Genomic DNA, 19,296 nt, shown 5'->3' with positions numbered 1-19,296 from the left:
GGCGTACCGGGCCGGAAAAAACGACCAGGTACGCCCGAAACGGCCAGGTACGCCCCCGGCCAGCGCCCCCGGCCAGCGCCCCGGCCAGCGCTCAGCCGAACATGATGGCGGCTTCGTCGAAGCGCGCCTGCGGCACGGTCTTCAGCTCGCCGAGCGCCTCGTCGAACGAGACGTGCACGATGTCGGTGCCCTTCAGGGCGACCATCCGGCCCCATCGTTCCTCGACCACCGAGTCGATGGCCGCCAGGCCGAGCCGCGTCGACAGCACCCGGTCGTACGCGGTCGGCGTGCCACCGCGCTGGATGTGCCCGAGGGTCGTGGCGCGCGTCTCGATGCCCGTCATCTCCTCGATGAGCGGCGCGAGGCGCTCGCCGATGCCACCGAGCCGCGGACGCCCGAAGGCGTCGAGCCCGCGCTCGGTGTGCGCGTTGTCCTCGTGGTCGGGGACGAAGCCCTCGGCCACCACGACGAGCGGTGCGCGCCCGCGGTCGTAGGCGGCACGCACCCACTTCGCGATCTGCTCCATGCTCGTCTTCTGCTCCGGGATCAGGATCGCGTGCGCGCCCGCGGCCATGCCGGAGTGCAGGGCGATCCAGCCGACGTGCCGGCCCATGACCTCGGCGACCATGCAGCGGGAGTGCGACTCGCCGGTGGTGCGGAGGCGGTCCATCGCCTCGGTCGCGATCGCGACGGCGGTGTCGAAGCCGAACGTGTAGTCGGTGGCGCCCAGGTCGTTGTCGACCGTCTTCGGGACGCCGACGATCTTCAGCCCGGCGTCGGTCAGGCGCTTCGCCGCGGCGAGCGTGCCCTCGCCGCCGATCGCGACGATGGCGTCGATGCCGTGGCGGTCCAGGGTCTTCGAGATGTTCTCGACGCCGCCGTTCGGGCCCTCGAAGGGGTTCGTGCGGCTGGTGCCCAGGATCGTGCCGCCCTGCTTGGCGATGCCCTGGATGTCCTTGCGGCCGAGCGGGACGATGTCGCCGTCGACGACGCCGCGCCAGCCGTCCCGGAACCCGACGAACTCGTGGCCGTGGATGGCGATGCCCTTGAGGACGATCGCGCGGATGACCGCGTTCAGACCGGGGCAGTCGCCTCCGGAGGTGAGGATGCCGATGCGCATGGGAACTCCGTCGTCGGGTGGTGCGGGTGGGGGTCGTGGGGGACTGCGACCATCATGACTGACGGTGGTTGCGCATTACCATCCCGGTGTGACCCTGGTCGACTCCGCCTCGTCGTCCGCTGGTGCGTCCGGCGGTGCGTCTCGCGTCGACACCGTGTACCGACCGGGAGGCCCGGTGAACGTCACGTCGACCCTGCGGCCCCTGCAGCGCGGCTCCGCCGACCCCGCCTACAAGGTGGTCGGGTCGGTCGTGTGGCTCGCCCTGCGGACGCCCACCGGCCCCGCTGCCGTGGCGATCCGGCCGTCCGGCGACACCATCGCGGTCTCGGCGTGGGGCGACGGTGCTGCGTGGGCGGTCGAGCACGCGCCGGAGCTGCTCGGTCGCGGCGACGACTGGGACGGGTTCGACGTCTCCGGGCACGCGTTCCTCGCTGCCGCCCGACACCGGCAGCCCGGACTCCGGCTGCTCCGGACGAACACCGTCGTCGCGATGCTCGTGCCGGCGATCATGGAGCAGAAGGTGACCTCGCGGCAGGCGTGGGGCGCGTGGCGGTACCTGCTCCGTCGGTACGGCACGCCCGCGCCGGGTCCCGCGCCGGACGGTCTCATCGTGCCGCCGACGGCCGACGAGTGGGCGCGGATCCCGAGCTGGGAGTGGCACAGGGCGGGCATCGAGCCCGGACGGTCGGCGACGGTGATGCGCGCGGTGCGTGTGGCTCCGGCGCTCGAACGGACGCTGACGCTCGGTCGCGGCGGTTCGGTCGTGTCGGCGCGGCTCCAGTCGATCCCCGGCATCGGGAAGTGGACGGCTGCCGAGACCGCGCAGCGCTCCCATGGCGACCCGGACTCGCCGAGCGTCGGGGACTTCCACGTCCCCGCGCTGGTCGGGTGGGCGCTGACCGGGGGACCGGTCGACGACGACGGGATGCTCGAGCTGCTCGAGCCGTGGCGGGGGCACCGGGAGCGGGTCGTGCGGCTGATCGGCGGCTCGGGGTTCCGGAAGCCGTCGTTCGGGCCGCGGCTCACGATCCAGGACCACCGCGGGCACTGAGCGGTCGCGCCCGCGGCTCGCTTTCGTCCGCACCCTCTTCGCGACACGACACCAGGTGATCACGTGGTGTCCTGTCGGAGAACCGGTGTCGCGCCGGGTCAGGGGTGGCGGACGCCCTCGCCGGCCAGCACGGCGCGGTAGCCCTCGCGGAACGTCGGGTACTGCGGCGCCCAGCCGGTGGACCGGAGCAGCGCGTTCGACAAGCGCTTGTCACCACCGGACTGCCGGGCACCGCCGTCACCGGTGACGGGCTCGGGAACGCCGAGCTCGTCGGCCAGGAACCGCAGCACGTCGTCGAGGCGGCTCGGTTCGTCGTCGGTGCCGAGGTACGTCGGCGCCGGGTCCTCCACGGTCGCCAGGTGCACGAGCGCAGCGGCGGCGTCGTCGCGGTGGATCCGGTTCGTGTGCGGTGAGACCCCCGGCGCCAGGCGGGCCGAACCGGAGCGGACCTGGTCGATCAGGCGCTCGCGGCCCGGGCCGTACACCCCGGACAGGCGCACGATCACGGCGTCGGGAGCACGGTCGCGCAGCAGTGCCTCGGCCTCGACCAGGACCTCGGCGGTCGGGGTCGCACCGTGCGCCGGGGTGTCCTCGGTGACCTCGCTGCCGTCGTCGACGTCGTACACCGCGGTCGACGACACCACGAGCAGGCGTGGATCGGCGTCCGAGGCGTCGATGCCGTCGAGCACGTTCCGCAGGCCGTCGACGTAGGTGGCGCGGTACTCGTCGACGTCACGGCTGCCCGCGGCGAAGGCCACGACGACGACGGTGGTGTCGGCGGGGATCTCGGGGACCTCGTGCCGCAGGTCGGCGCTGCGGCCGGTGATCGGGGCCGGGATCAGTTCGGCGCGGCGTCGGAGGCCGATCACGTGGTGTCCCTGGCGCGCGAAGCGGAGACCGGCTTCGGTCCCGAGGTCGCCGCAGCCGGCGATCACGACGGTGTCGTTGTTGTGCACCCGTCGACCTTGGCACGGGCAGCTGGTGGACGTTCCCGCGCCCGGCCTGCTGCCGCTCAGAGCACCTTCCGTCAGTCCGAGGTGCGAGCGGGTTCTTCGTCCTTCGCCTCCACGCCGTCGTGGCGCATCCGCACGACGCTGGCCAGGGTCGACAGCGCCATCGCGGCGATGATCACGATCAAGGAGACCCACGTGTTGATCTCCGGTGCCCACTCGATGTGCTCGCCACCGTTCAGGAAGGGCAGCTCGTTGTCGTGCAGCGCGTGCAGGACGAGCTTCACACCGATGAACGCGAGGATCACCGCGATGCCGTACTTCAGGTAGACGAGCCGCTCCAGCAGGCCACCGAGCAGGAAGTACAGCTGCCGCAGGCCCATCAGGGCGAAGACGTTCGCGGTGAACACGATGAACGGGCTCTCGGTGATGCCGAAGATCGCGGGGATCGAGTCGAGTGCGAACAGCAGGTCGGTGGTGCCGATGGCGATCAGCACGATCAGCAGCGGGGTGAAGTGCCGCACGCCGTCGTGGGTGGTCCGGAACTTCATGCCGTCGAACGTGTCGGTGAGGCGCACGCGACGGCGGAGCAGCCGGACGATGAAGCTGTCCTTCTGGTCGTCGGCATCGTCCTCGCCGCGGAGCTGCTGGATCGCCGTCCAGATCAGCCAGGCGCCGAAGATGTAGAAGATCCACGAGAAGTTCTCGATGAGCTGGGCGCCGACGAGGATGAAGATGCCACGCAGCACGAGCGCGATGATGATGCCGAGCATCAGCACCTCTTGCTGGATCTTCTTCGGCACCGAGAACCGCGCCATGATGATGACGAAGACGAACAGGTTGTCGATGCTCAGGCTGTACTCGGTGAGCCAACCGGCCAGGAACTCACCCGCCGAGTCGCCGCCCGCGAACACGAGCATCAGGACCGCGAAGACCAGCGCGAGCCCCACGTAGACGCCCACCCACGTCGCCGACTCGCGCAGCGTCGGCACGTGCGGCCGGCGCGCGACGATGAGCAGGTCGGCGAGCAGGATCGCGACGATCGCGATCAGCGAGCCGACTTCGAACACGACGGGGAGTTCGGGCATCTGGTGTGTTCCTTGCTGGTGGTGGGCGGGCACTCGAGCACGGCCGGGCTCGGGTGCTGTCCCCTCTAGTGTCGGGGACGTTCGCGCGCCGAGCGACCGCGTCCCGCGTTCAGCGACCGGGGCCGTCGATCGATGGGTCCGGTGGGAACGGCCGTCGGGCGACCCAGATCTGTACTCCGACGAGCACACCGAGCATTCCGCCGAGGCACAGGAACACCCATCCGGCCGCCGGGTGGCCGCCACTGATGAAGACCGCACCGATGACGAACCCCGCTGCGGCTCCGAGCCCGTGGAACACCAGCGAGAGCACCGTCCAGCCCGGACTCGCGTTCATCGTCAGCTGAGCGTCCCGGACCCATCCCGCATCCCGCGTGCGCCGGAGCACGACGACCGTCGTGGCGATCGAGACGCCGACGGCCACCAGCAGCATGACCAGTTCCACGTGCATCGACCTCCTCCGCCATCGTCGTCCCGTCGACGATGAACGATCCAGCCTGCCACCTCGTTGACCGGGTATGGGACTCCGCACACGCACCAAGGTCATCATCGGCATCTCCACCGGCGTCGTGGTCATCGCGGCCGCCGCCGTCATCGCCGGTCCGTCCATCTACGCGAACACCGTCAACGGACAGGCCGCCGCCGCACCCTCGCTGCAGGCGACGTCGTCCGCCAGCCTCGACGCGGCGGACGCCGACGGCACCTGGACCAGCACGAAGACCTCGTACGCCGGCTACCGGGTGCACGAGGTGCTGCAGGGGAATGATGTGAACGTGGTCGGACGCACGAAGGACGTCGAGGGCACCGCCGAGGTCGACGGCGGCTCCCTCGCGACGGCGACGGTCACGGTCCAGGTCGCGAAGATCTCCACCCCCGAGTCCGCGCGCGACGCCTACTTCCGGGACACCGCGCTGGAGACGGACAAGTTCCCGACGGCGACGTTCACGCTGACGAAGCTCGTCGACGTCTCGAAGGCGCTCGACGGCAGCACGCAGGACGTCACCCTGACCGGCACGATGGACCTGCACGGCGTCACGAGGGCCGTCACCGCCGACGCGCAGGTGGCGGTCGGCACGGGTGGCACCGTCCAGGTCGCCGGCTCGGTACCGATCACCTTCGCCGACTACGGCGTGAAGGCTCCCTCGCTCGGCTTCGTCACCGTGGACGGGAAGGGCTCCGTCGAGTTCTCCCTCGACCTGCAGAAGTGACCGTGTCGAGTCGTTCCGCCGACGAGCTGCTCGCGACGCTGTACCGCGAGCACGGTGACGCGCTCACCCGGTACGTCCGGCACCTGACGCGGGACGGCTCGGCGGTCGAGGACGTCGTGCAGGAGACCATGGTCCGCGCCTGGCAGCGCCCAGCGGTGCTGGAACGCGCGCCGGACAGCGCCCGCGCCTGGCTGTTCACGGTCGCGCGGAACCTGGTCGTCGACGACGCGCGATCAGCTCGGAACCGCCGGGAGTTCGGCACCGAACACCCGGTCGACCGCGCCGAGTCGGACCGCACCGACGCCGTGCTCGACCGCATCGTCGTGGCCGACGCGCTCGCATCGCTCTCCCCGGACCACCGCCGCGTGGTCGTGGACGCCTACTGGCTCGGCCACACGGTGCCGGAGATCGCACGACGACACGACATCCCCGAGGGCACCGCGAAGTCGCGGCTGCACTACGGGCTGCGAGCCCTGCGGCTCGCACTGCAGGAACGAGGAGTGACCCGATGAGCGACGACCGGTACGCAGAGTGGGACGCGGCGTACGTGCTCGGGTCCCTGAGCCCGGACGAGCGGCTCGAGTACGAGCAGCACCTGGAGACGTGCGACCGTTGCACGGCCGCCGTCGCCGAGCTGGTCGGCCTGCCCGGTCTGCTCGCCAAGCTGCCGGCCGACCAGGCGATCGAGATCGCCGAACCGGACGGGAGGCCCGACACCGGTTCCGAGAGCACCCTCGCCTCCGTCACGCACCGCGTTCGACACCGTCGCCGCCGTCGCCGGGCCTGGGTCGCCGCCACCGCGGGGCTCGCGGTGGTCGCTGCCGTCCTGGGCGGACTCGCCGTCGGCACGGCGGGGGACCGCGGCTCGGTGCAGGCCGGTCGTGATGTCTCAGCATCGGCGACTGCGGACCGCTACGACATGACCGGCGCCCAGGGGCTCGACGTCGACCTGGCCGTCAGCGGCGAACAGTGGGGCACCCGCTTCGACTGGGGTTGCTCGTACGGCGGCAAGGAGTGGGCGGCGGACGGCTCGGTCATGTACGACCTCGTCGTGGTGCGGTCCGACGGCTCCGCGCAGATCGTCGGCTCGTGGACGGCCGCCGGCGAGGACGCGAAGGGACTGTCGGCGTCGACGGACATCCCGCGCGACGACATCGCGAGCGTGCAGGTGCGGCTCCGCGGCGAACAGGGAGCCCTCGCCGTCGTCGACCTCTGACCGCCCCGCCCGCCCCCGCCCGCCCGCCCCCGAGTCCCCGAGATTCCGAAATCTCGGCATCTGGGCGCAGCACAGCGTCGTTCGTGGAACCTCGGCGCTCCCCGGACGGCGAGTCGTGGAACCTCGGCGGAAGCGCGCGGGAGAGCCATCGCCGGGGACCGTGTTGAACGGCGCGCGCGGGGCGGCGGTGCGTGACGACCGAGTCCGGGTCCCGAGGTTCCGAGATTTCGGAACCTCGGCGCGGCAAGAGGGCGTTCGTGGAACCTCGGCGCTCCCCGTGCGGCGAGTCGTGGAACCTCGGCGGAGGCGCGGGGGGCAGCTAGCCCGAGACGGCCTCGTCGGACACGTCGGGGCCGATCGCGTCCTGGACGCGCGCGCTGACGGACCGGAGGGTGTCCGCGTCGGTCCCCACGGGCCTCCAGAACAGGTCTTCCAGCGCACCGGTGTGCGCGCGGATGCCGGCGAGCACCGCACGGCGGCCGTCGGGGGTCATCTCCACCCAGCTGCCGCGGCCGTCGGTCGGGCAGTCGGCGCGTCCGACCAGGCCGCGGGAGACCATCCGTGTGACCTGGTGGCTGACGCGCGACTTCTCCCAACCGATGCCGGCGGCGATGTCGCGGACGCGCAGCCGGTGGTCCGGCTCGCGCTGCAGCCCGATCAGGATCTCGAACTCCGGGATGGAGATGCCGGCGCCAGTCTGGACGGCCTGGTCGAGCGCTCGGTCGAGGCGTCGCCAGACGTCGTGGTAGGCGTCCCACGTCGCCCAGTCGTGGCCATCGTTGCCCTGCGTCGACATGCCGACCAGCGTATCCACCGCGGGGGCCGGCCGACCCCGCCGCCGCGTCTTTCATCCGTCCGGATGACCCGAACGGGGCGCTGCGGAGCGATCCGTCCGGCCCGTACGATGACCGGGCCGTGCAGCGCTCGGCGCGACGAGACAGGAACCCGCATGACGAACCCGTACGCACAGCCGCCGATCACACCGGTCCGCCCGACGAACACCCTGGCGATCATCGCGCTCGTGCTGGGGTTCGTGGTGCCCATCGGCGGGGTCGTCGTGGGGCTCATCGCGCTGCCGCAGCTGCGGCGGACAGGCGAGGCCGGGCGCGGTCTCGCGATCACGGGCATCGTCGTCGGCGCGGTCATCTCCGTCTTCACGGTGCTGCCGGTGCTGCTCTTGCTGCCGGAACTGATCCGGGTCTTCGGCTGACGTCATCCCCCAGGACGGTTCCGAGCCGACGTGCGGCGCGCTCCAAGGTGAGGTCGGAGGTGCGGCATACGATCGGAGCATGCCGAGCGCCCGCCTCCAGGACTGCACCGACGACGCCGTTGCGCTGGTCCGCAAGTGGCTGGCGGCGTCCGCCGGGGCGAAGCCGGACGCCGGTGCCGCCCGTCTCGCCGAGGCCCTGCGCGACGAGCGTGGCCTCGACTTCACGCGCAGCTTCGTCGACAAGGTCATCCGCCCTGAAGACCCCCGGGTCGCGGCCCGCAACCTCGAACAGGTCAGCCGCGACGTCCCCGACTTCCTCGCCTGGTACCTGCGCGGCGCGGTGACGCTGGGCGGCGGGTTCGCGACGATGGCGCCGTGGGCGGTCATCCCCACCGCACGGCGGATCCTGCGCCGGATGACCGGCCACCTGGTGATCGACGCGAGCACGGCGAAGCTCGGTCCGGCGCTCGCCAAGGTCGGTGGACCGGGCACCCGGCTCAACGTGAACCTGCTCGGCGAAGCCGTGCTCGGCAGCGCCGAGAGCGACCGTCGGCTGCACGGGACGATGGACCTGCTCGCCCGCGACGACGTCGACTACGTGTCGATCAAGGTCAGCTCGGTCGTGCCGCAGATGTCGATGTGGGCGTTCGACCAGACGGTCGAGCGGGTCGTCGACCGGCTCGTGCCGTTGTACCGGCTCGCGGCGGCTCCGCTGGCGTCCGGGGGCCAGGCCAAGTTCATCAACCTGGACATGGAGGAGTACCGCGACCTCGACGTCACCCTCGCGGTGTTCCGGACCCTGCTCGACCGTGACGAGTTCGCGGGGCTGCAGGCCGGCATCGTGCTGCAGGCCTACCTGCCCGATGCCGCCGGGGCGCTCGAGTCCCTGACGACCTGGGCGCAGGAACGCCGGGCCCGGGGTGGCGCTCCGATCAAGGTGCGGCTCGTCAAGGGCGCGAACCTGGCGATGGAGCACGTCGACGCGATCGTGCACGATTGGCCGCTCGCGACCTGGGGCAGCAAGCGCGAGACCGACTCCGCCTACCTGCGGCTGCTCGACGCCGCGCTGACCCCGGAGCGCACCGACGCCGTGCGCATCGGGGTCGCCGGCCACAACCTGTTCGACCTGGCGACCGCGTGGGTGCTCGCCCAGCGTCGCGGGGTGACCGACGCGGTCGACGTCGAGATGCTGCTCGGCATGGCGTCCACGCACGCCGACGCCGTCCGGGCCGACGTCGGCCAGATCCTGCTCTACACGCCCGTCGTGCAGCCGGACGAGTTCGACTCCGCCATCGCGTACCTCGCCCGCCGGCTGCAGGAGAGCGCGAGCCCCGAGAACTTCATCGCCGCAGCGTCCGACATCGACCACGACGCCAGCGTGTTCGACCGTGAACACGGCCGGTACCTGGCCTCGGTCGCCGCCCTCGACGAGCCGGTGCACGCGACGCACCGCACCCAGGACCGCCACCGGGCGCTCGGTGAACCCGTCCTGCGCGACGCGTTCCGGAACGCCCCGGACACCGACCCCGCCGTCCCCGCCAACCGTTCGTGGGCGCTCGACGTCCTGCGCCGGGTACCGCGCTCGCAGCTCGGCGCGCAGACGATCCGCGGGGCCAAGGTGGCCGACCGCTCCAAGCTCGAACGGATCATGGCCCGCACCGCGCAGGCCGGCGTCAACTGGGGGCGGCAGGACCCCTCCGACCGTGCTGAGCTCCTCGACCTGATCGGGCACGAGCTCGAGACCCGCCGCGCCGACCTGATCGAGGTGATGGCGGCGGAGACCGGCAAGACGTTCTCCGAGGCCGACACCGAGGTCACCGAAGCCGTCGACGCCGCCCACTACTACGCCGAGCGCGCCCGCCGCCTCGGCGACATCGAGGGTGCCCGCTACGTCCCGCCACGCCTGACGGTCGTCGTGCCGCCGTGGAACTTCCCCGTCGCTATCCCCGCCGGTGGGGTGCTGGCGGCGCTCGCCGCGGGCAGCGGAGTCGTCCTCAAGCCGGCACCCGAGGCGAAGCGCAGTGGTGCGCTGCTGGCCGACGTGCTCTGGGACGCCGGGGTGCCGCACTCGTTGCTGCAGCTCGTCGACCTGGCCGAGGACGAACTCGGCCGAGACCTCGTCGGGCACCCCGCCGTCGACCGCATCATCCTGACCGGTTCGGCCGACACCGCGCGGTCGTTCCGTTGGTGGCGCGCCGGACTGCCGCTCAGCGCCGAGACGAGCGGCAAGAACGCGATCGTCGTCACGCCGAGCGCCGACATCGACCTCGCGGTGCAGGACATCGTGCAGTCCGCCTTCGGCCACGCCGGTCAGAAGTGCTCGGCGGCGTCCCTGGTCGTCCTGGTCGGCACGGTCGGCGAGAGCGAACGCTTCCGTCGGCAGCTCGTCGACGCCACGCGCACGCTCCGGGTCGCCTGGCCCGACGACCCCACCGCCCAGGTCGGCCCGGTCATCGCCGAGCCCGAGGGCAAGCTGCGGCAAGGGCTCACCGAGCTCGGGCCGGGGGAGTCCTGGCTCGTGCAGCCGACGGCCCTCGACGACTCCGGGCGGCTCTGGTCACCCGGCATCCGTGACGGCGTCCGCCCGGGCAGCGACTTCCACCAGACCGAGTACTTCGGCCCGGTGCTCGGCATCATGCGCGCCGAGACGCTCGAGCAGGCGATCGCGATCCAGAACGGCACGGACTACGGCCTGACGGCGGGGATCCACTCGCTCGACGCCGACGAGGTGGCGGACTGGCTGGCGAGCGTGCGCGCCGGCAACCTGTACGTGAACCGCGGCATCACCGGTGCGGTCGTCGGCCGGCAGCCGTTCGGCGGCTGGAAGCGGTCGTCCGTGGGCACCGGCACGAAGGCGGGCGGACCGATGTACGTCGCGACGCTCGGCCGGTGGGAACCGGTGCCGCGCACGGTGCACAAGAGCATCCAGCTGCACGGTCTCCCGCCGCGCGTGACCTCGGTGATCGAGGCCGCACGCAGCGGCTTGTCGTTCGAGGAGTTCGACCAGGTGCGGGCCGGTGCGCTGAGCGACGTCCGTGCGCGCGAGGAGCTGTACGGCGGCTCGCACGACCTGTCGGGGCTCGTGGTGCAGCGGAACGTGCTGCGCCACCGACCGCAGTCCGTCATCGTGCGGCAGGCCGAGGACGCCTCGGCGGGCGACCTGGTCCGCGCGCTCGTCGCCGCCACGGCTGCACGCGCCCACGTCCTGCTCAGCACCGCCCGCCCGTTGCCCGGCCCGCTCAGTCAGCTGCTGGCCTCGAGTCGGTCGCCGCTGGACGTCGTCGACCACCTGGTCGAGTCGGACCAGGACTTCCACGCCCGCGCTTCGTCCGGCGCCGTGTTCCAGGCGAACTGGACGAGTGGTGAGGACGACGAACCCGTCGACGCACTCGGGGACATGCTCGCGCAGGGGCAGGACCGACCCGTGCACACGGCGTTCGGCGGCCCCGGAGCTCGGATCCGGCTCATCGGTGGCGATGCCCTGGCGCTCGAGGAGGCCCTCGGGGCGAGCATCGACGTCGCGATCCACGACGCGCCGGTGGTCGAGGCCGGGTTGATCGAGATGCTCCCGTTCATCCGTGAACAGTCGGTCTCGATCACCGCGCACCGGTTCGGGGACGTCGACGCGGACTTCGCTGACCTGCGCGTCTGACGTCCCCGGCTCGGGTCAGTCCTCGGTGTCGCCTGCTTCTTCGTCCTCGACGCCGGTCTCGTCCATCCGGTCACGCAGGTGGTCGGCCATCGCTCCGGAGCCCTCGCCGTGGTGGTCGTGGTCGACCTGTTCGATCAGGCCATGCAGCTTCTCGTGGTTCGTGGCCTCGTTGGCGCCGTCCATGACGGGCTCGGTCTGCTCGTTGTCGCTCATGGCTCGGACGCTACGCCGGGGTGGCTGCGGACCGGTAGTGCAGCTCGACGGCACCGCCGGTGAACGGCGTCGTCCCGACCAGCTCGAACACCGGGGTCGGTGCCGCGACCGGTAGCAGCGGCGCACCGGCGCCGAGCGCCACCGGCATCACGGTGACGCGGAGCTCGTCGAGCAGCCCTGCTTGCTGGTACTGCGCCGCGAGCAGTCCGCCGCCGACGACCCAGACGTCGCGCTCGCCGGCGGCCCGTTCGAGGTCGGCCTGGTGGTCCGCGACCTCGCCCGACACGAAGTGCACGTCGGCGCCGTCCGGCACCGGCAGGTCACGCGTGGTGAACACCCACGTCGCCAGGTCCGGGTACGCCCACGTGTCGTCGTGCTCGAGCAGCCACTCGTACGTGGTCGAGCCCATGACGATCGCGCCGATGCCCGCGAAGAACCGGTCGTGGTGCTCCTGGAACGGCTCGAAGCCGAACTGCAGCAGCCAGTCGAGGTCGTCGTCCGGTGCAGCGACGAAGCCGTCCAGCGAGGACGCGACGGAGTAGGTGGTACCCATGCCCCGGACGCTACCGAGCACCCCCGACAGGCGTCAGCGCCGACGGACGTCAGCGCCGCCAGCCGTCAGTGCCGGCCGACTACGGCGACCTCGGCGACGGTGAGCACCGTGGCGATCCACACCTGCTGCAGGGCGAACCGGCGGCGTCGTGGGTCGAGGGCGAGCGGCACCATCGTCACGCCGTGCACCGCGTCGACGGCGGCGCTCAGCGTGTGTGCGTTCCGGGTGCCCGTGCGTGCGACGAGGGCAGCCTGCACGAGCTGCCGGACGCCGAGCACGCCGTGCAGCACGGCCTGGTCGCGACCACGAGCCGCTCGGCCCAGGTGCCACAGGCCGAGTCCGGCCCGGCACAGCTCGACGACGGCTGCACCCCGCACCGACGATCCGTGGCGGCTCATCGTCGTCGTCCGGCCACGAGTGCGACGGCCCCGGCCGCGCCGAGCGCCGCCCCGATGATGCCGTTTCCGATCCGTCGGTGTTCCACCCACCAGGTCTGCGGCGACCAGGCGTGCGCGGACTCGTCGAACACACCGTGCGCGCCGTGGTCGCCCGGCACCGGCTCGTACAGGTTGTCGTGCAGCTCCTGTCCGTCCTTGTCGGGCGCCTGCTGCCCGGAGACGAGCGTCTTGGCGGCGTACCAGTCGGCGAAACGCCCGCTGATCCGGTTGCCGAGGATCGTGTAGACGGTCGACTCGCCGACCCAGGTGCGACGGCGCGGCCGCTCGGCCACGGCAGCGATCGCGCGGGCACCGACCTCGGGCTGGAAGATCGGGGCGACCGGCTGCGGGTGGTGCGGCAGCTTCGACTTCACCCAGCCGAACTGGATCGTGTTCAGGGCGGGCATGTCGACCCGCGACACCTTCACCTTGCTGCCCTGTTCGAGCAGCTCGGAGACGACGGACTCGGTGAACCCGACGATCGCGTGCTTCGCGCCGCAGTACGCGGCCTGCAGCGGGATGCCCCGGAAGCCGAGTGCTGAACCGACCTGGACGACGTGCCCCTGGCCGCGGGGCACCATCCGGGAGAGCGCGGCACGGGTCCCGTTGACGAAGCCGAGGTAGGTGACGTGCAGCGCTCGCTCGAAGTCCTCGGGCGCGGTGTCCAGGAACTTTCCGAACACCCCGACCATCACGCCGTTCACCCACAGGTCGATCGGCCCGAGTTCCTGCTCGACGCGGTCGGCCGCGGCCTCGACGGCCTCGCGGTCGGACACGTCGGCGACCAGGGCCAGCCCGCGACGCCCCGCGGCCTCGACCTCGGCGACCGCGGCGTCGACGCCGTCCCGTCCACGGGCGAGGACGGCGACGTCCCACCCCCGCGCGGCGAGCTCCCGGACGGTCGCACGCCCCAGTCCTGCGGATCCACCGGTCACCACTGCCACTCGAGTCATGGCTCACTTGTACCTGCGGCCGACCATGCACCACTCAGCCGGTGTCCCCCGACGGCCCGTGCCTGCGGACGGTGGCGAGCATGATGGTCGCGTGGACACGCGAGACGACCCGGTGGAACCCGAGCCGGACGCGGAGCCGCAGCCGCGCTGGATCCGCCGGGCGCCGATCCTCCCCGAGCAGTGGTGGGGCCCTCCGATGGCCCAGGCAGTCGGGGGGCTGGCGGTCGTGGCGATCGGCATCTGGCTGCAGCGTCCCGCCCTGCCCGTCGCGGTCCTCGTCGGTGTCGTCGGGCTGGTCGGCGCGGTCGTGCTCGCGTTCGCCGGACGACGGGCGTACTGGTACCCGAGTTGCACGACGGCTTGGCGCTTGCACCGCACGCGTGTCGTCGTCTGGAGCGCCGCCGGAGTCGCGTTGGCGGTGTTCGCCCTCGCGGTGGGCGCGCAGACGCTCCTGATCGGCTACCTGGCTGCCGCGACGGGCCTGTACACGGTGCGGCGGGACGAGCCGACGCGGTTCGAGCTGTGGGGGCGTTCGGCGGCGTCGGCTGCTGTCGCGGTCGTGTCGGCTGTGTACGCGGTCGTGGCGTTGACGGTCCCGAGCGTCGACGAAGCACACTCATCGCGGTGGATCGGGTGGAGCATCGTCATCGTCCCGGTCGCTGTCGTCACTGCGGTCCTGCAGTGGCGAGCCGCCTCTGGGACGGCCGACCCCGACCAGAACGGAGCGGCGGCGGACGCCGGCGAACCGGAACCGGGACCAGAACAGCGACCGGGACCGGAGCCGCCGGCCGACGACCCGCTCAGCGCCCCCGACCGAACCGCGTCGTGACCCCCGGCGAGTACAGCACCGAGTCCGGCTCGAGCTCTGTCAACCCGAACGGCAGCCCGGCGGCGCCGACCAGGTCGTCCCGCAACGACACCACCGAGGCCCGGTGCAACGGCCACGCGTCGTGCTCGTTCGGCCAGAACCGGGTCCGCCCGGCCCGGTGCACGTGCATGCCCCACCGCGCGGTCAGGAACGTCTCGAGCGGCCCTGGCTCGTCCAGTACCTCGCCCACGCGGACGTCGAGCATCGACCGCAGGTGCGTCCCGTGCCGCCGCATCGCGTACCCGACGCGGCCGCCGCCGCTCCGCGACTCGGCGTCCGCCCACCAGTAGGGCAGCCCGGTGGCCACGCGTGCGCCGAGGGTCGGCAGCAGCTTGCCGGCGTCGAGCGACAGGAACACGACACCGTGCTGGCCCTGCTCGTCGACCGTGTAGACGCGGACGTTCACCTCGACGAAGTCGCCGATCGAGCCGGTCCGCCCCAGCGCCCCGAGGGGCGGGAACCGAGTGTCCTCGAACCGGAACCCGATGAGGCCCACCCAGGTGGTCACCCCGTCGTCCGTCCCGTCGAGCGCTATCGTGTCGGGTCGCGTTCCAGCTGGCAGCAGCGGGGCCACCGCCGACACGTCGACGCGCCAGTGCACGAAGACGACGTCGAGCCAGTCCTGCGAGATCCAGGGGCGGCCCGGCAGGCCGGGGGCGGTTCCCGGGAGGCCCGGGGCACTCTGGGTGGGTCGGGTGTCGGTCACGACGTGGTCGCCTCCGGTTCGATGTGGCCCGCGACGGGCGCGTCGTCCCACCCCTGCTGCGGGGTGTCGCAGGTGCCGCGGAACACGTACTGCGACGGCCGCTTCCGCTCGCTCGACGTCCAGTCGATCGCGGGGCGGCGCCGTTCGGGCGGTAGGTACCCGATCCGGTAGACGGCCATGAGCTCGAGCGACTCGGGCACCCGGAGCAGTCCCTCGATCTCCGCCCACGCGCCGGGGGTCTCCATCGGGAAGGACACGAACTGGATCCCCAGGCCGAGCTCGGTCATCGCGAGCCAGATGTTCTCCATCGCCGCGCCCATGCTGAACACCGAGTAGAAGCCGGACAGCTCCTCCTTCCGGTACTCGTGGCGGTCGAGCATCACGCCGAGCAGCAGCGGCGAGCCGGCGACGAGCTTCCGGTTCTCCTCACCCAGGCTCTGCGGTACCCGGAGCGTGTTCATGAGCAGCTGCCCGCGCTTCGTGAACACCTGCTTCGTGAACGGCCGGAGTGGTCCGGGCAGCTTGTCGAACAGCATGCCGTCGCGCCGCTCGTCCATCTCGGCCTGCGAGAACCGGAAGTACGGCTTGTACCGCTCGAAGAACGTCCCCTCGGCCATGGTGCGGGTCATCGAGCTGCCGCTGATCGCGGCGACGCGGTCGATCGTGTCGCGCTCCTCGACCAGGACGAAGCGCCACGGCTGGCTGTTCAGCTGCGACGGGGCCCGGCCGGCGAGCTCCATGAGCAGCCGTTGGTGCTCCTCGGACACCGGGTCGGGCAGGAACGCCCCGTTCGTGGTCCGGCGGCGTCGGATGGCCTCGAAGAGCTCCACTGCTTCCCCTCGTGTCTCGTCGTCACGGTCGACGCCGCACCAACAGCGCCCCCAGGTAGGACGGCGCAGCGGCCACCGCGATCTTCCAGTGTGCTCCGGAGCGCGGGTTCGTGCGGGGCGCGAGCGCGAGCGGGACGAGTGCGGGCAGCAGGAACAGCGCCGAACGGTCACGGGTCCACAAGGGCGTCGTCGCGGCGGCCCCGGTGAGCGTCGCCGTCACGACGAACAGACCGTGGTGCACGACGCGGAGCTTCCTCGTCCGGATCAACCGGACGGCGACGGCCGTGCCCCAGAGGCAGTTCGCGACGTAGGCGAGGCCCGCAGCGGTGACCAGCCGACGGGCGGGACGCGATCCCGTGGGCGGTGATCCGCGCCTCCCGGTCGTGTTCCGTGCCATCTGCCGGACGTTACGCGGTGTCGCGACTGACCAGCTTGGAGAGCACGATCGCGGACCGCGTGTGGTCCACCTGCGGTGCGAGGCGGACCTTGTCGAGCGCTTCTTCCAGCGCGGACAGGTCCTTCGAGCGCATGTGCACGACGGCGTCGGCGCTCCCCGTGACCGTGCCGGCGTCGATGACCTCCGGCACGGTGTCGAGCAGGGCCCGGAGTTCGTCGGGGGAGACGGTGCCGCGGCAGTACAGCTCGACCCAGGCCTCGGTCCCGCGGTCCTCGACAGCGGGGTCGACCTTGATCGTGAAGCCCTGGATGACACCGTCGCCGACGAGTCGGTCGACGCGGCGCTTGACGGCCGATGCCGAGAGTCCGACCACCGACCCGATGTCGCCGTAGCCGGCGCGGGCGTTGTCCCGGAGTTGATCCAGGATGCGGTGGTCGAGCGAATCCATTGCACCCATCGTACGCGGACTTCTTGCGAGGTCGGCGGTTCGGACGCACGAAACGTGCGTCACCCGAACGGGTGCCACGGCGCTTCGCTCCCGGTACTGCACTTGCCGGACGGTCTGTGTCAGGATCGACGTGGCGTCGACCTGGTCCGCTACGGCGAGTGAGCCTGCATCTCGCCGGAGCACCTCTCCTTCGTTCCGTTTCGGTTCCTGGCAGGCTCGGGCCCCGGTCCCTTCTCAGGAGGACTGATGTCGAACACCGCACCCTCGACCACCGATGCACCGGCCCGTACCGCCACCAAGCGGACGATCCTGATGTGCAAGCCGGACTTCTACACGGTGAGCTACCGGATCAACCCGTGGATGCACCCGGAGGAGCCGACCGACACGTCGAAGGCCGTCGCCCAGTGGCAGACGCTCGTCGACGTGTACGAGCAGCTCGGCTTCGACATCTCGTACATCGACCCGATCGACGGCCTGCCGGACATGGTCTACGCGGCCAACGGCGGGTTCGTGCTCGACGGCATCGCCTACGGCGCGAAGTTCCAGTACCCGGAGCGCCAGCCCGAGGGCCCGGCGTACATGGACTGGTTCCGTCAGGCCGGCCTGACCGTCGCTGAGCCCGAGCAGACCAACGAGGGCGAGGGTGACTTCCTGCTCATCGGCAACACGATCTTCGCCGGCACCGGCTTCCGGTCGGACAGCACCTCGCACGACGAGCTCGCGACGATCTACGGCCGTGAGGTCGTCACCCTGAAGCTCATCAACCCGAGCTTCTACCACCTCGACACCGCCATCGCCGTGCTCGACCCGGAGCCCGACGCTTCCGGCCGGTCGAACATCGCGTACCTGGAGAGCGCCTTCGACGAGCCGTCGCTGGCGATCCTGCGCGAGCGCTTCCCGGACGCGATCATCGCCACGGAGGAGGACGCCGCGATCCTCGGCCTGAACTCCTACTCCGACGGGTACAACGTCGTGATCGCCGCGCGGGCTGTTCGGTTCGCGGAACAGCTGCGCGAGAAGGGCTACAACCCGATCGGCGTCGACCTGTCCGAGCTCCTGCTCGGCGGTGGCGGCGTGAAGTGCTGCACGCTCGACCTGCACCCGGTCGGCACCGGCACCTCGGTCGCGCGTTCGCTCGGGGTCAGCTGATGTCGGCGGCAGCGTCGCTCGGGGTCAACACCGCGGCGGCGCTCGCCGTCGAGGACCGCGCCCTCGCGCACAACTACAGCCCGCTGCCCGTCGTCATCGCGTCGGGTGCCGGAGCGACCGTCACCGACGTCGACGGCAAGCAGTACCTGGACGGCCTCGCCGCGTACTCCGCGGTGAACTTCGGCCACGGCAACCCGCGGCTGCTGGACGCGGCCCGGGCGCAGCTCGACCGGGTGACGCTCACGAGTCGCGCGTTCGTGAACGACCAGCTCGGGCCGTTCGCCACGGCACTGGCGGCGTTGACGGAGACCGAGATGGTCCTGCCGATGAACACCGGTGCCGAGGCCGTCGAGTCCGCGATCAAGGTGTCCCGCGCCTGGGGCTACCGCGTCAAGGGGGTCCCCGCGGACCGCGCGACGATCATCGTCGCGTCCGGGAACTTCCACGGCCGCACCACCACGATCATCTCGTTCTCGGACGACCCCTCGGCCCGCGATGACTTCGGTCCGTACACCCCGGGGTTCCGCACGGTGCCGTACGGCGACGCCGCTGCCCTGCGCGCAGCGATGGACGAGACCGTCGTCGCCGTGCTGCTCGAACCCATCCAAGGCGAAGGCGGCGTGGTCATCCCGCCCGCGTCGTACCTCCCGGAAGTCCGGGAGGTCTGCGACGAGTTCGGAGCACTGTTCATCGCCGACGAGATCCAGTCCGGCCTCGGACGCACCGGCCACACCCTCGCCGTGCAGCGCGTCGGTGTCCGTCCCGACCTCATCACGCTCGGCAAGGCACTCGGCGGCGGCATCGTGCCGGTGTCCGCGGTCGTCGGCTCGCGCGCTGTCCTCGGCGTGCTGCGTCCCGGCGAGCACGGCTCGACCTTCGGCGGCAACCCGCTCGCCGCTGCCGTGGGCGCCGAGGTCGTGGCGATGCTCGGCGAGGGCACGTTCCAGCAGCGCGCCCTCGACGGCGAACCGTTGCTGCGCGGGCTGCTCGACGACCTGCTCGGCAAGGGGGTCGTGTCGCACCGCGTCGCCGGACTCTGGGCGGGGATCGACATCGACCCCGCGCTCGGCACCGGCAAGGAGATCTCGAAGGACCTCGCCGACCGCGGGCTGCTCGTGAAGGACACCCACGGTTCGACGATCCGCTTCGCTCCGCCGCTCGTCGTCACCGACGACGAGCTGCGCACGGCGATCGGCACGCTCGCGTCGGTCCTGTCCGCGCGCGCCTGAGCCGCGCGCTCGGCGCCGCGC

At 71.6% G+C, this 19,296-nt stretch carries 22 protein-coding genes; 9 read left to right on the top strand and 13 right to left on the bottom strand.

The genetic code is table 11. The features are described from left to right. Positions 1 to 91 precede the first annotated feature (91 nt). Positions 92 to 1,120, bottom strand: coding sequence for a 6-phosphofructokinase (locus tag M4960_RS12735; RefSeq protein ID WP_111083779.1), 1,029 nt, complete (start codon positions 1,118 to 1,120; stop codon positions 92 to 94). A gap of 88 nt (positions 1,121 to 1,208) precedes the next feature. On the opposite strand from M4960_RS12735, the gene M4960_RS12730 reads away from it, so the two are divergent. Next, positions 1,209 to 2,171: a DNA-3-methyladenine glycosylase gene (locus tag M4960_RS12730; protein WP_248704432.1), complete on the top strand. Its 963-nt coding sequence runs from the start codon at positions 1,209 to 1,211 to the stop codon at positions 2,169 to 2,171. A 98-nt stretch (positions 2,172 to 2,269) separates the two neighbouring features. Here the strand turns inward: M4960_RS12730 and M4960_RS12725 are convergent, their stop codons facing one another. From M4960_RS12725 to M4960_RS12715, 3 genes are all read right to left on the bottom strand, one after another. Continuing rightward, positions 2,270 to 3,127 carry an NAD-dependent epimerase/dehydratase family protein gene (locus tag M4960_RS12725; RefSeq protein WP_248704431.1) on the bottom strand — a complete coding sequence of 286 codons (858 nt, stop codon included), beginning with the start codon at positions 3,125 to 3,127 and terminating at the stop codon, positions 2,270 to 2,272. A gap of 71 nt (positions 3,128 to 3,198) precedes the next feature. Further along, positions 3,199 to 4,209 (bottom strand): TerC family protein, encoded by a 1,011-nt coding sequence (locus tag M4960_RS12720; protein ID WP_123294520.1) that lies wholly within the window; start codon positions 4,207 to 4,209, stop codon positions 3,199 to 3,201. 109 nt (positions 4,210 to 4,318) lie between these two features. Beyond that, entirely contained in the window at positions 4,319 to 4,657 is a 339-nt protein-coding gene (locus M4960_RS12715) for a hypothetical protein (RefSeq protein WP_248704430.1), read from the bottom strand. A 67-nt stretch (positions 4,658 to 4,724) separates the two neighbouring features. On the opposite strand from M4960_RS12715, the gene M4960_RS12710 reads away from it, so the two are divergent. The 3 genes from M4960_RS12710 to M4960_RS12700 are packed head-to-tail and all read left to right on the top strand — an operon-like array spanning position 4,725 to position 6,630. Continuing rightward, positions 4,725 to 5,414 (top strand): YceI family protein, encoded by a 690-nt coding sequence (locus M4960_RS12710; protein ID WP_248704429.1) that lies wholly within the window; start codon positions 4,725 to 4,727, stop codon positions 5,412 to 5,414. Beyond that, positions 5,411 to 5,926 carry a sigma-70 family RNA polymerase sigma factor gene (locus M4960_RS12705; protein ID WP_123294523.1) on the top strand — a complete coding sequence of 172 codons (516 nt, stop codon included), beginning with the start codon at positions 5,411 to 5,413 and terminating at the stop codon, positions 5,924 to 5,926. The genes M4960_RS12710 and M4960_RS12705 overlap by 4 nt, the downstream gene beginning before the upstream one ends. After that, positions 5,923 to 6,630 carry an anti-sigma factor gene (locus M4960_RS12700; protein WP_248704428.1) on the top strand — a complete coding sequence of 236 codons (708 nt, stop codon included), beginning with the start codon at positions 5,923 to 5,925 and terminating at the stop codon, positions 6,628 to 6,630. The genes M4960_RS12705 and M4960_RS12700 overlap by 4 nt, the downstream gene beginning before the upstream one ends. Before the next feature lie 319 nt (positions 6,631 to 6,949). On the opposite strand, the gene M4960_RS12695 is transcribed toward M4960_RS12700, so the two are convergent. Continuing rightward, a complete protein-coding gene (locus M4960_RS12695) occupies positions 6,950 to 7,426 on the bottom strand; it encodes a MarR family winged helix-turn-helix transcriptional regulator (protein ID WP_248704427.1) in 477 nt (158 codons plus the stop codon). A gap of 153 nt (positions 7,427 to 7,579) precedes the next feature. On the opposite strand from M4960_RS12695, the gene M4960_RS12690 reads away from it, so the two are divergent. Both M4960_RS12690 and M4960_RS12685 read left to right on the top strand, forming a co-directional pair. After that, positions 7,580 to 7,840 (top strand): DUF4190 domain-containing protein, encoded by a 261-nt coding sequence (locus M4960_RS12690; RefSeq protein WP_173170048.1) that lies wholly within the window; start codon positions 7,580 to 7,582, stop codon positions 7,838 to 7,840. Positions 7,841 to 7,919: 79 nt separating this feature from the next. Further along, entirely contained in the window at positions 7,920 to 11,492 is a 3,573-nt protein-coding gene (locus tag M4960_RS12685) for a bifunctional proline dehydrogenase/L-glutamate gamma-semialdehyde dehydrogenase (RefSeq protein ID WP_248704426.1), read from the top strand. Between the two features lie 15 nt (positions 11,493 to 11,507). On the opposite strand, the gene M4960_RS12680 is transcribed toward M4960_RS12685, so the two are convergent. From M4960_RS12680 to M4960_RS12665, 4 genes are all read right to left on the bottom strand, one after another. Further along, the gene (locus M4960_RS12680) at positions 11,508 to 11,705 is read right to left on the bottom strand and encodes a hypothetical protein (protein WP_123294527.1); all 198 of its coding nucleotides are present in this window, start codon (positions 11,703 to 11,705) and stop codon (positions 11,508 to 11,510) included. 10 nt (positions 11,706 to 11,715) lie between these two features. Beyond that, positions 11,716 to 12,258: a dihydrofolate reductase family protein gene (locus M4960_RS12675; RefSeq protein WP_123294528.1), complete on the bottom strand. Its 543-nt coding sequence runs from the start codon at positions 12,256 to 12,258 to the stop codon at positions 11,716 to 11,718. A 65-nt stretch (positions 12,259 to 12,323) separates the two neighbouring features. Further along, entirely contained in the window at positions 12,324 to 12,656 is a 333-nt protein-coding gene (locus M4960_RS12670) for a hypothetical protein (RefSeq protein WP_248704425.1), read from the bottom strand. After that, positions 12,653 to 13,648: an SDR family oxidoreductase gene (locus tag M4960_RS12665; RefSeq protein ID WP_248704424.1), complete on the bottom strand. Its 996-nt coding sequence runs from the start codon at positions 13,646 to 13,648 to the stop codon at positions 12,653 to 12,655. The genes M4960_RS12670 and M4960_RS12665 overlap by 4 nt, the downstream gene beginning before the upstream one ends. Before the next feature lie 91 nt (positions 13,649 to 13,739). Here M4960_RS12665 and M4960_RS12660 point away from each other — a divergent pair, with 91 nt between their 5' ends. Beyond that, a complete protein-coding gene (locus M4960_RS12660) occupies positions 13,740 to 14,477 on the top strand; it encodes a hypothetical protein (RefSeq protein WP_248704423.1) in 738 nt (245 codons plus the stop codon). Here the strand turns inward: M4960_RS12660 and M4960_RS12655 are convergent. From M4960_RS12655 to M4960_RS12640, 4 genes are read right to left on the bottom strand one after another with little or no spacing between them, the layout of a single operon-like run. Further along, positions 14,449 to 15,222 (bottom strand): YqjF family protein, encoded by a 774-nt coding sequence (locus M4960_RS12655; RefSeq protein WP_248704422.1) that lies wholly within the window; start codon positions 15,220 to 15,222, stop codon positions 14,449 to 14,451. The two genes, M4960_RS12660 and M4960_RS12655, sit on opposite strands and share 29 nt — an antisense overlap. After that, a complete protein-coding gene (locus M4960_RS12650; protein WP_248704421.1) occupies positions 15,219 to 16,052 on the bottom strand; it encodes a nitroreductase family protein in 834 nt (277 codons plus the stop codon). The genes M4960_RS12655 and M4960_RS12650 overlap by 4 nt, the downstream gene beginning before the upstream one ends. A 22-nt stretch (positions 16,053 to 16,074) precedes the next feature. Then, a complete protein-coding gene (locus M4960_RS12645; protein ID WP_132099294.1) occupies positions 16,075 to 16,449 on the bottom strand; it encodes a hypothetical protein in 375 nt (124 codons plus the stop codon). Positions 16,450 to 16,459: 10 nt separating this feature from the next. Beyond that, positions 16,460 to 16,897: an Lrp/AsnC family transcriptional regulator gene (locus M4960_RS12640; RefSeq protein WP_111083794.1), complete on the bottom strand. Its 438-nt coding sequence runs from the start codon at positions 16,895 to 16,897 to the stop codon at positions 16,460 to 16,462. A 246-nt stretch (positions 16,898 to 17,143) separates the two neighbouring features. Here M4960_RS12640 and ddaH point away from each other — a divergent pair, with 246 nt between their 5' ends. Together ddaH and rocD are read left to right on the top strand one after the other, a co-directional pair. Further along, positions 17,144 to 18,046: a dimethylargininase gene (gene ddaH / locus M4960_RS12635; RefSeq protein WP_123339207.1), complete on the top strand. Its 903-nt coding sequence runs from the start codon at positions 17,144 to 17,146 to the stop codon at positions 18,044 to 18,046. Then, positions 18,046 to 19,275 carry an ornithine--oxo-acid transaminase gene (gene rocD, locus M4960_RS12630; RefSeq protein WP_134195521.1) on the top strand — a complete coding sequence of 410 codons (1,230 nt, stop codon included), beginning with the start codon at positions 18,046 to 18,048 and terminating at the stop codon, positions 19,273 to 19,275. Before ddaH ends, rocD begins: the two co-directional genes overlap by 1 nt. Positions 19,276 to 19,296: the final 21 nt, after the last annotated feature.

This window comes from Curtobacterium sp. MWU13-2055, assembly GCF_023242305.1.
GTDB lineage: Bacteria > Actinomycetota > Actinomycetes > Actinomycetales > Microbacteriaceae > Curtobacterium.
The sequence above is the reverse complement of the archived record's forward strand: the minus strand, read 5'-3'. Positions and strand labels throughout refer to the sequence as shown.